General features: G+C 70.1%; 14 protein-coding genes. 12 read left to right on the top strand and 2 right to left on the bottom strand.

Annotated elements, in window-relative coordinates; all coding sequences use genetic code 11:
* Nucleotides 1–1,286: lactate utilization protein B (locus tag BKN37_RS20530; RefSeq protein WP_071028805.1), on the top strand; the 1,286-nt coding region annotated here is incomplete at its 5' end.
* Entirely contained in the window at nucleotides 1,283–1,927 is a 645-nt protein-coding gene (locus BKN37_RS20525; protein WP_071028804.1) for a LutC/YkgG family protein, read from the top strand. The genes BKN37_RS20530 and BKN37_RS20525, both read left to right, overlap by 4 nt.
* Here the strand turns inward: BKN37_RS20525 and BKN37_RS20520 are convergent.
* Nucleotides 1,894–3,288 carry an ABC1 kinase family protein gene (locus BKN37_RS20520; RefSeq protein ID WP_071028803.1) on the bottom strand — a complete coding sequence of 465 codons (1,395 nt, stop codon included), beginning with the start codon at nucleotides 3,286–3,288 and terminating at the stop codon, nucleotides 1,894–1,896. The two genes, BKN37_RS20525 and BKN37_RS20520, sit on opposite strands and share 34 nt — an antisense overlap.
* A 110-nt stretch (nucleotides 3,289–3,398) precedes the next feature.
* Between BKN37_RS20520 and BKN37_RS30505 the strand changes: the two genes are divergently transcribed.
* Together BKN37_RS30505 and BKN37_RS20510 are read left to right on the top strand one after the other, a co-directional pair.
* Nucleotides 3,399–4,097: a TetR/AcrR family transcriptional regulator gene (locus BKN37_RS30505; protein WP_071028802.1), complete on the top strand. Its 699-nt coding sequence runs from the start codon at nucleotides 3,399–3,401 to the stop codon at nucleotides 4,095–4,097.
* Complete coding sequence (locus BKN37_RS20510) at nucleotides 4,094–4,708, top strand: TetR/AcrR family transcriptional regulator (protein WP_071028801.1); 615 nt, start codon at nucleotides 4,094–4,096, stop codon at nucleotides 4,706–4,708. Before BKN37_RS30505 ends, BKN37_RS20510 begins: the two co-directional genes overlap by 4 nt.
* On the opposite strand, the gene BKN37_RS20505 is transcribed toward BKN37_RS20510, so the two are convergent.
* A complete protein-coding gene (locus BKN37_RS20505; protein ID WP_071028808.1) occupies nucleotides 4,696–5,403 on the bottom strand; it encodes a TetR/AcrR family transcriptional regulator in 708 nt (235 codons plus the stop codon). The two genes, BKN37_RS20510 and BKN37_RS20505, sit on opposite strands and share 13 nt — an antisense overlap.
* A 156-nt stretch (nucleotides 5,404–5,559) precedes the next feature.
* Between BKN37_RS20505 and BKN37_RS20500 the strand changes: the two genes are divergently transcribed.
* The 8 genes from BKN37_RS20500 to BKN37_RS20465 form a co-directional block, all read left to right on the top strand.
* The gene (locus BKN37_RS20500) at nucleotides 5,560–7,116 is read left to right on the top strand and encodes a flavin-containing monooxygenase (RefSeq protein WP_071028800.1); all 1,557 of its coding nucleotides are present in this window, start codon (nucleotides 5,560–5,562) and stop codon (nucleotides 7,114–7,116) included.
* Nucleotides 7,106–7,660 (top strand): SRPBCC family protein, encoded by a 555-nt coding sequence (locus tag BKN37_RS20495; RefSeq protein WP_071028799.1) that lies wholly within the window; start codon nucleotides 7,106–7,108, stop codon nucleotides 7,658–7,660. Before BKN37_RS20500 ends, BKN37_RS20495 begins: the two co-directional genes overlap by 11 nt.
* Nucleotides 7,661–7,683: 23 nt before the next feature.
* Nucleotides 7,684–9,246 (top strand): flavin-containing monooxygenase, encoded by a 1,563-nt coding sequence (locus tag BKN37_RS20490; protein ID WP_071028798.1) that lies wholly within the window; start codon nucleotides 7,684–7,686, stop codon nucleotides 9,244–9,246.
* Nucleotides 9,243–10,118 carry an SDR family NAD(P)-dependent oxidoreductase gene (locus BKN37_RS20485; RefSeq protein ID WP_071028797.1) on the top strand — a complete coding sequence of 292 codons (876 nt, stop codon included), beginning with the start codon at nucleotides 9,243–9,245 and terminating at the stop codon, nucleotides 10,116–10,118. Before BKN37_RS20490 ends, BKN37_RS20485 begins: the two co-directional genes overlap by 4 nt.
* 53 nt (nucleotides 10,119–10,171) lie before the next feature.
* Nucleotides 10,172–11,650, top strand: a complete 1,479-nt coding sequence (locus BKN37_RS20480) for a flavin-containing monooxygenase (RefSeq protein ID WP_071028807.1) — start codon at nucleotides 10,172–10,174, stop codon at nucleotides 11,648–11,650.
* Nucleotides 11,651–11,804: 154 nt separating this feature from the next.
* The gene (locus BKN37_RS20475; protein ID WP_083341928.1) at nucleotides 11,805–12,818 is read left to right on the top strand and encodes an alpha/beta hydrolase; all 1,014 of its coding nucleotides are present in this window, start codon (nucleotides 11,805–11,807) and stop codon (nucleotides 12,816–12,818) included.
* Nucleotides 12,819–12,958: 140 nt separating this feature from the next.
* Nucleotides 12,959–13,774 (top strand): ABC transporter permease, encoded by an 816-nt coding sequence (locus BKN37_RS20470; RefSeq protein WP_105368846.1) that lies wholly within the window; start codon nucleotides 12,959–12,961, stop codon nucleotides 13,772–13,774.
* Nucleotides 13,774–14,528, top strand: a 755-nt coding sequence (locus tag BKN37_RS20465) for an MlaE family ABC transporter permease (protein ID WP_071028795.1), incomplete at its 3' end; no start/stop codon positions are given. The genes BKN37_RS20470 and BKN37_RS20465, both read left to right, overlap by 1 nt.

The raw sequence follows: 14,528 nt of genomic DNA, 5'->3' as shown, positions 1-14,528 counted from the left end.
GCGCGGGTGCGGCGATCAAGGATGAGACGCTGCGCCACTTGGACCGCTACCTGGAGCAGTTCGAGGCGGCCGCGACGGCGGCGGGGGCCACCGTGCACTGGGCGCCGGACGCCGCCGCGGCCAACCGGATCGTCACCGAGCTGGCGATCGCGCACGGCGTCACCGAGATCGTCAAGGCCAAGTCGATGGCGACCGCGGAGATCGGGCTGGTGGAGGCGCTGGCGGCGGCCGGGATCGACGGCTACGAAACCGACCTCGCCGAGCTCATCGTGCAGCTGTCCGCCGACCTGCCGTCGCACATCGTGGTGCCGGCCATTCACCGCAACCGCGCGGAGATCCAGGAGATCTTCGCCCGCAACATGGGCCACTTCGGGAAACCGGCGCCGCCGGGGCTCGGGGACGACCCGGCCGAGCTGGCCGCCGCGGCCCGCGCGCACCTGCGGGAGAAATTCCTGGCCACCTCGCTGGCCGTCACCGGCGCGAACTTCGCGGTCGCCGAGACCGGGTCGCTGCTGCTGGTGGAATCCGAGGGCAACGGGCGGATGTGTGTGACCATGCCGCACATCCTGATCAGCGTGGTCGGCATCGAGAAGGTCATCCCGACCTGGCGCGACGTCGAGGTGTACCTGCAGCTGCTGGCCCGGTCGGCCACCGGGGAACGGATGAACCCGTACACCTCGGTGTGGACCGGGGTGCACGACGGCGACGGCCCGCAGGAGGTGCACATCGTGCTGCTGGATAACCACCGCACCGACGTGCTGGCCGACGAGGTGGGACGCGACGCGCTGCGCTGCATCCGCTGCGCGGCCTGCCTGAACGTGTGCCCGGTGTACGAGCGGGCCGGCGGGCACGCCTACGGCTCGGTGTATCCCGGGCCGATCGGCGCGATCCTGTCCCCGCAGCTGCGCGGGTTGACCGATCCGGTGGACCGGGAGCTGCCGTACGCGTCGACGCTGTGCGGCGCCTGCGGCGACGCCTGCCCGGTGGAAATCCCCATCCCGGCGATCCTGGAGCATCTGCGCGCCAAGGTCGTTGACACCGAACGCAGCCTGCCGCCGTCGCCGGAACGCGCGGCGATGAAGGCCGCCGCCGCGGTGTTCGGCCACCCGCTGGCGTTCCGCGCCGCCGAGCGCGCTGCCGCGTTGTCCCGCAAGGCGTTCCGCAACGAGCGGGGCATCACCGCGGTACCCGGGTTCGCCGGCTGGTTCGGCGCGCGCGATCTCCCCGACCCGCCGGCCGAAAGCTTCCGCGCCTGGTGGGCCCGCACCGACGGCGGCACCCGATGAGCGATCGCGATCTGGTGCTGCAGCGGGTGCGCCAGGCGTTGGCCGGCACCGATCCCGCCCCCGCCCCGGTGGACCGCGGCTACCAGCTGGCCACCGGCGACGCGGGCGACCCGGCGACCGTCGCGCTGCTGTGCGAGCGGCTGGCCGACTACGGGGTGCGGGTGCATCGGGTCGCCCCCGAGGGGGTCGCGGCGGCCGTGGCGGCGGCGCTGAGCGGGCTGCAGCGGGTGATCGTCCCCGTCGGCCTGGACGCGGAGTGGTTGCCGGACACCGGTTTCGAGTGGATCCCCGACGACCCGCCGTTGTCCACCGCGCGGATCGCCGCCGCCGACGGGGTGGTCAGCGCGGCCGCGGTCGCGGTGGCCGATTCCGGGACCGTGGTGCTCGACGGCGCGGCGGGGCAGGGCCGGCGGGTGCTGTCGCTGCTGCCCGACGCAATGGTGGTGGTGCTGCGCGCCGACCAGGTGGTGGCGTCGCTGCCGGCCGCGATCGCCCGCCTCGACGGCACCCGGCCGCTGACGTTCGTGTCCGGCCCGTCGGCGACCGTCGATATCGAGCTGGTGCGGATCACCGGGGTGCACGGGCCGCGCACCCTGGACGTGGTGGTCTACGAGCCGGGGGCGGCTGAGCCCAGGCGCTGAGCCCGCCACCGCGCGTCGGCGATGCCCAGCTCGGTGACCGGCGGGGAGCCGTGGATCCATTCGGCGGCAACCCGATACCAGTTGCCGCCGGCGCCGATGTGGCTGATCGCGCCGAACACCAGGAAGTCCAGCCGACGCGAGAACAGATGCTCGGGCGGCAGCCGCTCGTTGCGCATGGACTGGAACGACCGGGTGCCGGGATAGACGACGCCCAGCATCGCGGCGCTGACGTCGATGGGTTCGACCCGCACGTACTCGTCGACGAAGTTCCAGCCGGCCGCGTCCAGGGTGTACCGCAGACAGTCCTCGGCGCTGACCGTCGAGTGCGGCCGCAGCACCCCGGTCTGCTCCAGCAGCTCGCGCAGCCCCTCGCCGTCGGCGGCGATGCACAACTGCGCGGCGCGGCGCTCCACCTCGACGGCGTGCGGCGGCATCCGTTTGTACAACCCGAAATCCAGGAACGCGACCCGACCGTCGGGCAGGTAGAGGAAGTTGCCGGGGTGGGCGTCGCCGTTGAATTCGCCGTCCTGGAACAGCGAACCCAGATAGAACCGGTAGATGATCTCGCCGACCCGGTCCCGGTCCGCGGCGGGCAGCTCGGCCACCTGTTGGGCGCTTAGCCCGTCGACGTATTCGGTGGTCAGCACCGAGTCCGACGACAGCTCGGCGATCGGCGCCGGGACGTGGATGAACGGGTGGTCGGCGAAACGGTCGGCCAGCCGCGCCTGGTTGGCGAACTCGCGCCGGTAGTCCAATTCGTGGGACAGCTCCCCGGTGATCTCGTCCAGGAATTCCTGGGCGGCGATGGTGGGCACCCGGGACTTCCACATCCGCAGGAACAACGCCAGGTTCTTCAGGTCGGCGCGCACCGCGGCCCGCACCCCGGGGTATTGCACCTTGACCGCCACCGCCCGACCGTCGTGGGTGCGGGCCCGGTACACCTGCCCGATCGACGCCGCCGCGAACGCACGGGGCTCAAACGACGCGAATACCTGGTCCACCGGCCCCAATTCGGATTCGATGACCGGGCGCAGCGCCTCGAACGGCATCGCGTCGATGGTGCCCTGCAGGCGGGACAGCTGACGGCGGAAACTCTCCCGGGAGCGCTCGTCGACGATGCCCAGGTCGATGAAGGACAGCAGCTGCCCGATCTTCATCGCCGCCCCGCGCATCTCGCCGAGCACCGCCACGAAGTCGCGGGCCATCCGCTGGTCGGCCGCATCCAGCATCGCCGCGCGCCGCGTCTCCGACACCGCGATGGAGCCGGCCTTGATCACCACCCGGCGCAGCGTCTGCTTGGCGGCCAGCTTTCCCAGCGCGGCCCCGCGGCTCACCCGGGAGGTCGGCAGGTCCTCGGACATCGCGGCCCCTCCTCCCCGCCGGTGCTATATTTCGGTGCAGTGCTGACAACCCAGTCGGGCAATTCCGAACTCATCGTGGCATAGCATCGAGACGGGTATCAGAGGAGGTCATGGTGACCCTCGGTGCGGATCGCCGCGGCGAGACCGCCGCCGCACCGTCGCGCCGGGGCCGTGGCCGACCCCCCAGCCCCGGCCTGGAGGATCGCCGTCGCGCCCAGATCATCTCGGCCGCGGTGGCGGTGTTCACCCAACGCGGGTACGCGGACACCACGATGGCCGACATCGCGCGCCAGGCCGGCATCGGGCAGGGCACCCTGTACCGGTACGTGCCCAGCAAGCGGGAGCTGCTCGACTTGGTCTTCGACTATTCGGTGGAAGAGATCATCGGCGCCGCCGAACCGGCGCTGCGCCTCGAGGAGCCGCCCACCACCGAGGCCGAGGTGATCGCGCGGTTCGACGCCGCGGTGCACGCGATGACCGAACTAACCCGCCGGCGCCCGGAGTTGCTGTCGCTGGTGGCGGTCGAGGCGGCCGCGATGGATGAGGAACTGAAGCTGCGGATCCTCGGCTTGGAGTCCACCGTCGCGCGGATGACGGCCCGGCTGTGCGAGGACGCGCAGGAGGCCGGGGTGCTGCGGCGCGACGCCGATCCGCAGGTGTGCGGGCTGCTGGTGACGAAAATGCTGCTGCCGGTGGGGCTGCGGGAGGTGCTGGGACAGGTGGATGCGGCGACCCGCGCCCGGTACCGCGACGCCATCTTCGACTTTGTCCGGCACGCGCTGCTGGCCCGACCCGAGGGTCGGCGATGACTCCACCAGGTCAGGCCACCGACCGCCGCGCGCAGCTGGCCGAGGCCGCCTTCGAGGTGTTCACCAGCCGCGGCTACCGCAACACCGCCGTCGCCGACATCGTCGCCGCCGCCGGCGTCAGCCACGGCTCGTTCTACAACTACTTCACCAACAAACGCGAGATCCTCGACGCGGCCATTGATTTCGGGCTGGAGTCACTCGGTCCGCAGCTGACGCCGCCGTCCGAGCCGGCCACCACCCTCGACGAGTTCCTGGACGCGATGACGGCCCCGCTGCGGGCCCTGCACGAATTCGCGGTGACCAACAACCGGCTGGTGTCATTAATCGTGTTCGACGCCGCCGCCATCGACGATGCCCTGACCGACCGGGTCATCAAGATCGTCGAAGGCGTCGCCCAGGACTGGCAGCACCAGATCGAGCACGGGGTGCAGGCCGGGTTCCTGCGGCCCGGACTGGACACCCAGGTGCTCGGCGAGGTCATGGTCGCCATGAGCCTGGTGGTGCTGTTACCGGCCCAGGGCGGCGCGCCGCTGCCCGGCGGACTCGATCATGTCATCGCCCAGATCGCCGACTTTCTGCGGGCCGGGCTGGGGGCCGGTCAGTCGGCCTGATCGGCCGGCAACAACGTCTCGTCGGGATCGACCACCACCCCGCGTCCGGCCGCGGTTGCCGACAGCGCGCCCCACAGGAACGTCGTCAATTGTTCGACCAGCGCGTCCTTGCCGATCGTCGGCGTATTCAGCCAGCGCAGCACCCCCAGCGCCACCGCCCCGAGGGCGGCGTCGACGGCGTACTCCAGATCGGCGTCGTCGCCGCCGCGGGCGCGGATCACGCCGGCCCAGACCGCCACCGTGGCGTCCGAGAGCGGCCGGCCGCCGTCGATCAGGTCCGCCGCCGACCGCTCGTCCCGGAAATGGGAGCCGACCAGAAATCGGAAGACATTGGGGCGCTCGTCCACCAGATCGACATACGCGGTCAACGCCGAACGGACCATCTGCTGCGCGGTGCCGGCCACGTCGAACCGCGGCACCACCCGCTCGATGATCAACTCCTGCACCCGCTCGGCGACCGCGGCGAACAGCGTGTCCTTGTCGTCGAAGAACCGATACAGCTTGGGCCGCGGCACTCCCGCGGTCTTGACGACGTCGTCGATGGACAGGTCCGGCCCGTACTCCTCGATCGCGCGCAGCGTCGCCTCGATCAGTTCGGCCCGCACCGCGGCTCGGTGCTCGCGCCAGCGATCCACCCGGGCGTCCCCGGTTAACGCGGGCAGCCGCCCGCGTCCAGACGCTGCCTCCGTCGACACCTGGCCATCGTAATTCACCGCCACGGTCCGCCGGCCGGCGCAAACCGTCCGCGCGCCGCGGGTGACCGCCGCCGCGCTTGACAGATTGACACATCAGTCCGATTATTTGTCGGGATCGGTGAGTTCGGCAAATCCCTACCCGGCGGAAGGAACACGGTGCACCCAAACCGCGTCCCCAACTACGAGGTGGCCATCATCGGCGCCGGCTTCGGCGGCATCTGCGCGGCGGTCAAACTACGCGAGATCGGTGTGCACGATTTCGTGATCATCGACCGCGACGAGGGGTTCGGCGGCACCTGGCTGCGCAACACCTACCCCGGGGTGGGCGCGGACATCCCGACGGTCGCCTACCAGTTCTCCTTCGCCCCCAAGGCAGACTGGCGGCGGTTCTTCGCCAGCGGCGACGAGATTCAGCGGTACCTGCTCGATTTGGCTGCCACGCATGGGCTTTACCGCCACGCCCGGTTCAACACCTGTGTGCAGCGGGAGGTCTTCGATGACGATAACCACCTGTGGCGGTTGCACCTCGCCGACGGCGACGTGATCACCGCGCGATTCGTGATCAGCGCGATCGGCGCCTACATCAACCCGAAAACTGAGCCCGACATCCCCGGGCGGGACACGTTCGCCGGGCCGGTGCTGATTCCCTCGCGGTGGCGACACGATCTCGACCTGCGCGGGAAACGGGTCGGCATCATCGGTGTCGGCAGCTCCACCGTGCAGATCGCCCCGTCGATCGCCGGTGACGTGGCCCAGCTCGACGTCTACCAGCGCACCCCGCAGTGGTACTTCCCCAAGCCCGATTTCCGCTACCCTGCCCTGCTGCGGCGGCTGCTGGCCCGGCGCCGGTTCGCCAACGCGCTGAACTGGATCGCGTTGCTGTTCATCGAGACCGGCCTGCGGGTGTTGATCTACACGCCTCGGCCGCTATTCCGGGTGGGCGCAGCCGTTTTCGACCGGGTCGCGCTGCTGGGATACCTGGGCTGGCTGCGCCTCAAGGTGCGCGACCGCACGGTGCGACGCCAGCTGCGCCCCCGGTTCGGCGCCGGCTGCACCCGCGGCACCCTCGGCGGCGACTACCTGCCCACGTTCAACCGGCCCAACGTGCGGCTGATCAGCACCGGCATCGATCGCATCACCCCCGACGGCATCGTCGATTCCACCGGGGTGCACCGCCCGATCGACGTCCTGGTGCTGGCCACCGGCTACGAGATGTTCTCCGACCCGGAGACCTACCGCACGGGAACCGTGGTGGGCAGCAACGGGTTCGATTTAGCCGAGTTCTACCACCGCGAGGGCCTGCAGGCCTACCAGAGCGTGACGGTGCCGCAGCTGCCGAACCGGTTCATGATGGTCGGGCCCTACTCCTGGACCGGAACCAGCTTCCACTACATCCTGGAGAACGCGATGCGCCACATCGCCGCCGTGCTCCAGCTGGCCCGCGAGCGGGACGCGACGCGCGTCGAGGTCAGCTGGGCGGCACTGCACCGCTTCCAAGCGGGTCTGCGGCGCAGCGGCGCCAACCTGCAGCGCTATTTCACCGTGAACTGCGCGGGTTCCAACAGCTATTTCATCAACTCGCACGGGGACACCCCGTATGTGCGGCCGTGGACGGTGCTGCAGTCCCGTCGGCGCAGCGTGCGATTCCCGGTATCCGACTACACGTTCGGCCGGCTGGCCGTGCCGGCGTTGGAGGTCGAGCATGCGGTTTGACGCCATCGCGATCACCGCCCACGGCGCCGACGAGTTCTTTGCCACCGCACCGTTCGTCACCCATGTGCGACGGACGTTCGCGGCGCCGCCGAAACAGGTTTGGGGGGTTATCGCCAGCAGTCGGATGTGGTCCTGGCTGCCGACCGTGTGGGGCTGCCGCTACCCGGTAGCCACCGAACCCGCGGCCGGCGTGGTCCGCGATTTCCAGATGCACGTGCACAAATGGCTGGTGTTCGCCCAACACGAGCAACTCATCGAGTTCGATGCGTCGCGCATGCTGATGCGCTATACCGCGATCGACGCCACCTTGCCGGTGTTCGGCTCGTGGTGCGAGGAATACCGCGTCGAACCGGCCGGCGCCGGCGCGACGGTGGACTGGACGCTGGCCTGCGCGCCGCGCTATCTGCGCCGGATCCCGGGCATACGGTTTGCGCTGCGGCCGCTGGCGGCCCTGCTGCGGCCGGTGTTTTGGTTCGGCCTGGGCGGCCTGGAACGGGAGCTGCCCGCGCATGCCCCGCCCGCGCACACTGCTGGAAACCGATAACAGCCAAACCAGAAAGACCGCCCATGAAACCGCAGTACACCGTGGCCGTGATCGGCGCCGGACCGGCCGGCATCGGCGCGGGTGTCCGGCTGCTCGACGCCGGCATCGACGATTTCGTCATCCTGGAGCGGGCGGCCGAGCCGGCCGGCAGCTGGCGGGACAACGACTACCCGGGCATCGGGGTGGACGTGCCCAGCTTCACCTACCAGTACTCGTTCGCCAAGAACCCCAACTGGTCCCGGATGTTCCCGACCGGCGCAGAGGTCAAGGCCTACCACTGCGGCGTCGCCCGCGAGCACGGCCTGTACCCGCACCTCCGCTTCGGGATGGGCGTGGCCACCGAGCGCTGGGATCACGACGCCGGATGCTGGCGGCTGCGCACCGAGTCCGGCGACGAGATCACCGCCCGGTTCGTGCTCAGCGCCGTCGGCGCCTTCATCAATCCCAAAACCGACCCGGGCATCCCCGGGTTCGACACCTTCGCCGGCAAGATCCTGCGGCCCACCGACTGGGACCACGGCTACGACCTGCACGGCAAGCGGGTCGGGGTGATCGGCACCGGCGCGAGTTCGGTCCAGATCACCCCGGCCATCGCCCCGCGGGTGCGGTCGCTGACCGTTTTTCAGCGCACCCCGGTGTGGTGCTGGCCCAAGCCGGATTTCGCGATCGGGCCGCGGCTGCGCCCGATCTTGGGCCGACCCGCGACCCAGGCGCTGCTGTTCGCGGCGGCGCTGCTGCTGGTGGAGACCGCCACCCGGCTGCTGGTGTACACGCCGCCGCCGATCGCGAAACCGGCGGCGGCGCTGATGGATTCCGGGGCGCGCGCCGTGTACCGCGGGTATCTGCGGGCCGCCGTGCGCGACCGGCGCACCCGGCGGGCCCTGACACCGCGGTACGGCTTGCTGGCCAAGCGGCCCACGCTATCCAACAGCTTCCTGCAGGCGTTCAACCGCGACAACGTCGACCTCGTCGACGCCGCGATCACCGAGATCACCGCCCGCGGGGTGCGGACCGCCGACGGGCGGGAGCACGAACTGGACGCGTTGGTGGTCGCGGTGGGCTACGAGCTGTTCTCCGACCCGGAAACGTACAAGACGGGCATGGTCGTCGGCGTGGACGGCTTCGACCTCGGCGCGTTCTACGCCACCCACAGACTGCAGGCCTACGAAAGCGTCGCCGTGCATGGCCTGCCGAACCGCTGGGTGCTGGTCGGCCCGTACTCCTGGACCGGCACCGGCTGGCATTTCATGGTGGAATCCTCGGCGGCACACGCGGTTCGCGCCATCGGCGAGGCGCGCCGTCGTGGCGCGCAGGTGGTGGAAGTCACCGCCGAGGCGCAGCGGCGCTACCACGCGAAGATCACCCGCCAGGGCCGCAACATCCAGCACTACTTCGGGGTCCGCAACAAGGGGCTGCGCACCTACTACGTGAACTCCCAGGGCGATATGCCCTACATCCGGCCCACCACCGCGCTGCAATCCCGCCGGGCCGCGACCAGCTACCCGTTTGCGGACTACACCTGGCGGCCGGCGCGGGCGGCGGACACCGAGTCGACCCTGGTCACCCAGATGGGAGAGGTCGGATGAGCGGGGCGTACCCCAAGATCCCGGTCGCCGGGGCGGTCGTCGCGGTCACCGGTGCGGCCCGGGGCATCGGGCTGGCCACCGCGACCCGGTTCGCGCGCCGCGGGGCCACCGTCGCGCTCGGCGACCTCGACGGCGACGCCGCGCGGGCGGCCGCCGAGGCCGTCGGTCACCGCGCCCGCGGCTACCGGGTCGACGTGACCCGACCGGACAGCTTCGCGACGTTTCTCGACGCGGTGGAGAACGATTGCGGCCCGATCGACATCCTGGTCAACAACGCCGGCATCATGCCGATCGGCGCATTCCTGGACGAACCCGACGCGGTGACCCGGGCGTGCTTCGAGGTCAACGTCTTCGCCCACCTGACCGCCGCACGGATCCTCGCCCCGCGGATGATCGCCCGCGGCCGCGGGCACATCGTCAACGTCACCTCCGCGGCCGGCAAGATCCATTCGGCCGGGCTGGCCGGCTACACGGCGTCCAAACACGCCGCCACCGCGTTCAGCCGCAGCCTACGCGAGGAACTGCGCTGCCACGGGGTGTCGGTGACCGCGGTGCTGCCGTCGGCGATCAACACCGAGCTGGTGGACGGAATCCCGTTGGGCGCCATCCGGCTCGGTGTGCTGCCGCCCAGCGTGGTGGCACGCCGGATCGAGTCGACGCTGCGGCGCCGGCCACCGCTGGCCGGGGCGCCGATCGGGCTGGCCACCCTGCTGAACCTGGCGAACCTGGTCCCGGAACGGCTGTGGCTGACCGGTCGGCGCCTGGTCAATGCCGACCGCACCCTGGGGCCGATCGACCGTGCCGCCCGCGCGCAATACGACGCACGCATCGCCGCCAATACCCACCCGATCAGCGCGGAGCCCAGCACATGACGACCACGACCCAACCGCACCCCGACACCGTCGCGCGGCGCCAGCCGCCGGACATGCTGGTGGCCATCATCGGCGCCGGGGTCGGCGGGCTCGGCGCCGCGATCCAGCTGCAGCGCGCCGGCTACACCGACTACACCATTTTCGAGCGGGCCGGCGACGTCGGCGGCACCTGGTATGCCAACCGCTACCCCGATGTGGCAGTGGACATTCCGGGTATTGTGTACCAGTTCTCGTTCGAGAAGTACCCGTGGTGGTCGCGGACCTTCCCCAAGGGTGCCGAGGTGCGCGGGTACATCACCCACCTGGTCGACAAATATCGGCTCCGCGACCACCTCCGGCTAAACACCGAGGTGATGCGCCGCGACTGGGACGAGGACAACCACGTCTGGGTGCTGACGCTGGATGACGGCTGCACCGTCACGGCGCGCTTCGTGATCACCGCGACCGGCGCGTTCGTCGAGCCGCGGGTTCCGGATATCCCGGGCCTGGAAGACTTCACCGGCACGGTGATCCAGACCCAGCGTTGGGACGACGATTTCGACCCGGCCGGCAAGCGGATCGCGGTGATCGGCACCGGCGCGACCGCGATCCAGGTGGTCCCCCAGCTGGCCAAGACCGCGGCCCGACTCGACGTCTACCAGCGCCGCGCGATCTGGGTCTTCGCCAAACCCGATTTCGCGATCCCCAAAGCCGTGCAGGCCGCATTCCGGGCGGCGCCGTTTCTGCAGACGCTGATTCGCGGTGTCGTCGCCGCGGTGGTGGAGATCGGCCTGGTCGCTATCACCGTCTACGGCAAGCAGATCACGCCGCTGGCCCACCTTCCGGCGTGGGCGTGCCGGGCCTACCTGTTCACCCAGGTGCGCGACCGGGAGCTGCGCAAAAAGCTCACCCCGCGTTACGGATTCGGGTGCAAACGCCCCAGCGTGTCGAATGTGTACTACAGGGCCTTCACCCGGGACAACGTTGCGCTCATCACCGATCCCATCGAGCGGGTGACGGCCACCGGGATCCGCACCCGGGCCGGCACCGAACGCGACATCGACGTGCTGGTGCTGGCGACCGGCTTCGAAATGTCCAACAGCCCACTGGTTTATCGGCAGCGGCCGGTCAAGGGCCGGGACGGCTTCGATTTGGCCACCTTCTACGAGTCACAGCGGGCCGCCGCCTATGAGGGGGTGTCGATGCCCGGGCTGCCCAACACCTTCATGGTGTTCGGGCCCTACGCCTGGTCGGGCAGTTCCTGGCATGTCATGGTCGAAAACGCCGCACGGCACGCGCTGCGGGTGATCGGGGAAACACTGCGCCGCGGCGCGACCGCGGTGGAGATCTCCCCGGAGGCCAACGAGCGGTTCCATCGGTTCGTCGACCGCCGCGGCTCGGAGACGTTGATGCACGGACGCGCCTGCGTGGACGCCAACAGCTACTACATCGACAAAAACGGCGACTTCTCGTTCCTGCGGCCCACCACGGCCTACCAGGCCACCCGGGCCTCGAAGACGTTCGACCTCGACGACTATCGCTACGACCCGTGACCCGCGGGTGACGGGTGTCCGCGCGGCACCCGCACCGCGCCACGAGGTTGACTAAAAGAGGGTGTGACAGAGCCCACAGGGCTATGGTTTACTCATCCGAGTGACATATCAGTCACCTAATTCTAGAAGCCGGGCACGCGAAGCGAGGGGGCGTATGTCGTTGGTTGCCGGAAGACCGGCCGAACCCGCCGATGACGCGTCGCCGGACGTGGTCCGATTCCCGGGACCCGGTGCGCCGTCGGTCCTGTTGGCGGGGTTGCTGGCAACCTTTGTGCGGCCGGTGATCGCGCTGTTCGCCCGCTTCCCCGAGGCGTGGTGGCCCGTCGGCTGGGTGGATCGGGCGGCGATGCTGCTGCCGCGGCCGCGCCGGGTGTCCCGCCGCCCGGTGGCCCTGCCGTACTGTCGCGCCGAGTTGCTGACGCCGACGGCGACGTCGGGCGACTCCGGGTCGGCGATCCTCTACCTGCACGGCGGTGGCTTCATCGTCTGCGGGTTGCACACGCACCGCCGGTTGGCCGCCGACGTGGCGTACGCCGCGGGCCGGCCGGCCCTGGCGATCGGCTACCGGCAGTTACCGCACCATGGGCTCGGCGAAGCCCTCGCGGACGCCGTCGACGGATTCCGTGCCCTCACCGCGCGGGGCTATACGCCGGCCGACATCAGCGTCGTCGGCGACTCGGCCGGCGGCTACCTGGCCGTCGCCACCGCGCTGACCGTCGCCCGGCTGGGCCTGGGCCGACCCGGCGCCGTCGTGCTGATGTCCCCGATGACCTCGGTCGATCCCGACCTGCCCGCCGCGGATGGTGCGCATGACCCGCTACTGACCGGATCGACCGTGCGCGCGCTCAGCCACAAGCTGGCCGCCAAGCCCGCTCCGCCCGGCATCTCGCTCCCGCTACCGCGGTTGGCGCACGAGGATCTGAGCGACCTGCCGCCCACGCTGATTCAGGTCGGCACCCGCGAGGTGCTCCGCGACGGCGCCGAGGAGCTCGCGACCCGCATCGCCGCCGCCGGGGTGCCGTGCACACTGCAGATCTGGGACGGCCAGTTCCATGTGTTTCAGGCTGCCGCACCCGTGCTGGCGCCGGCCCGTGCGGCGGTATCGGAAATCGGGGCGTTCTTGCGCACCACCCCAACTGGGATCGGCGACGCGGGAGCCCGTCGTTGAGTCCAGGCACCCGCGTAGCACCCACCGCCGCATCTGCGGGGGTGGCCGAGCCCGAGGTCGAGGCGGCTGCGGAGGCCGCCGTCGCGGCCGTCGCCGACGAGGCACCCGCACCGGCCGCGGCCGCCGATGCGGGCGCCCGGGTGGTGGCGCTGGGCAGACCGCTGCGGTTCGCCGTCACGCAAACCGACTCGTCGTTGCAAACCCTGGGCCGCTTCCTGGATCTGGCCGCCCAGTCCGTCACCTTCCTCGTCGCCGACCTGACCCGGCTGCGTCATCCCTGGCGCGACACCATCAACCAGGCCTGGTTCATCGTCAGTGTCACCGCGATCCCGGCGTTGCTGGTCTCCATCCCCTTCGGGGTGATCGTGGCCGTGCAGGTGGGCAGCCTCATCGCGCAGGTCGGGGCGACCTCGATCTCCGGCGCGGCCGGTGGGCTGGGGGTGATCCGGCAGGGCGCCCCGATCGTCGCCGCGCTGCTGTTGGGCGGGGCGGCCGGGTCGGCGGTGACCACCGACCTGGGCGCGCGCACCATCCGCGAAGAGGTCGACGCGCTGCGGGTAATGGGTATCAATCCGGTGCAGCGGCTGGTCACCCCGCGGCTGGCGGCGATCGTGTTCGTGGCGCCGGTGTTGTGTTTTTTCATCATCTTTATGGGGCTGGGCGCCGGATACCTGATCAACGTGGGCTTCCAATCCGGCACCCCGGGCAGCTATATCGCCTCGTTCGCCTCGTTCGCCAGCGTCGCCGACGTGGTGGTGGCGCTGGGGAAAACCTGGCTGTTCGGCGTGGTGGTGATCCTGGTGGCCTGCCAACGCGGCCTGGAGGCGCACGGCGGCGCCCGCGGCGTGGCCGACGCGGTCAACGCCGCCGTGGTCATCGGGGTGGTGGCGGTGTTCATCCTCAACGTGGTGATCACCCAGCTGGTCACGATGTTCATGCCCACGAGGATCGGCTGATGGCCACCCCGTCCCGGCACCTGCCCCACGGTCTGCCCGCGGCGCTGCGGGTGTCGGTGGCGGTCACCGACGTCCCGATGTCCCTATTGGATCGCCTCGGCCACCAGATCACCTTCCTGGCACAGGTACTCGGCGCGATTCCGCGCACCCTGATGAACTATCGACGGCAAACCGGGGCGCTGCTGGTCGACATGATCTGGGGCAACGGCTCGCTGATCGTGGGTGGCGGAACCATCGGCGTGCTGGTGTTTTTGGGTGCCGCGGTCGGCGGATCGGTGGGCATCGAAGGGTATTCGGCGCTGAACATGGTCGGGATGGGGCCGCTCACCGGGTTCATCTCCGCCTATGCGAACACCCGGGAGATGGCACCGATGATCGCCGCGATCGGTTTCGCGGCCCAGGCCGGCACCCGGATGACCGCCGAGATCGGGGCGATGCGCATCTCGGAGGAGATCGACGCGCTGGAGGCCCAGGCGATCCGGTCGGTCCCGTTCGTGGTGACCACCCGGGTGATCGCCGGGATGATCACCATCGTTCCGCTGTACCTGTTGACGCTGGTGCTCAGCTACCTGTCCTGCGCGCTGGTGGTGAACGTGGTGCACGGCCAGTCCTCGGGCACCTACTACCACTATTTCGACTCGTTCATCCAGCCGTCCGATGTGCTGTTCTCGGTGTGCAAGGCGGCCATCTTCGTCACGCTGATCATCGCCATCCACGGCTACCAGGGCTACTACGCCAGCGGCGGGCCCGAGGG

Source organism: Mycobacterium talmoniae, from assembly GCF_001854525.1.
Classification (GTDB): Bacteria; Actinomycetota; Actinomycetes; order Mycobacteriales; family Mycobacteriaceae; genus Mycobacterium; species Mycobacterium talmoniae.
Note: the sequence above shows the minus strand (reverse complement) of the source record. Positions and strands in the feature narration are given on the sequence as shown.

Excerpts from the sequence above, each read along its gene's own strand:
- BKN37_RS20490 (WP_071028798.1), top strand. The coding sequence starts at position 7,684 with ATGAAACCGCAGTACACCGTGGCCGTGATCGGCGCCGGACCGGCCGGC.
- BKN37_RS20495 (WP_071028799.1), top strand. The coding sequence starts at position 7,106 with ATGCGGTTTGACGCCATCGCGATCACCGCCCACGGCGCCGACGAGTTC.
- BKN37_RS20480 (WP_071028807.1), top strand. The coding sequence starts at position 10,172 with ATGCTGGTGGCCATCATCGGCGCCGGGGTCGGCGGGCTCGGCGCCGCG.
- BKN37_RS20510 (WP_071028801.1), top strand. The coding sequence starts at position 4,094 with ATGACTCCACCAGGTCAGGCCACCGACCGCCGCGCGCAGCTGGCCGAG.
- BKN37_RS30505 (WP_071028802.1), top strand. The coding sequence starts at position 3,399 with ATGGTGACCCTCGGTGCGGATCGCCGCGGCGAGACCGCCGCCGCACCG.
- BKN37_RS20525 (WP_071028804.1), top strand. The coding sequence starts at position 1,283 with ATGAGCGATCGCGATCTGGTGCTGCAGCGGGTGCGCCAGGCGTTGGCC.
- BKN37_RS20520 (WP_071028803.1), bottom strand. The coding sequence starts at position 3,288 with ATGTCCGAGGACCTGCCGACCTCCCGGGTGAGCCGCGGGGCCGCGCTG.
- BKN37_RS20485 (WP_071028797.1), top strand. The coding sequence starts at position 9,243 with ATGAGCGGGGCGTACCCCAAGATCCCGGTCGCCGGGGCGGTCGTCGCG.
- BKN37_RS20475 (WP_083341928.1), top strand. The coding sequence starts at position 11,805 with ATGTCGTTGGTTGCCGGAAGACCGGCCGAACCCGCCGATGACGCGTCG.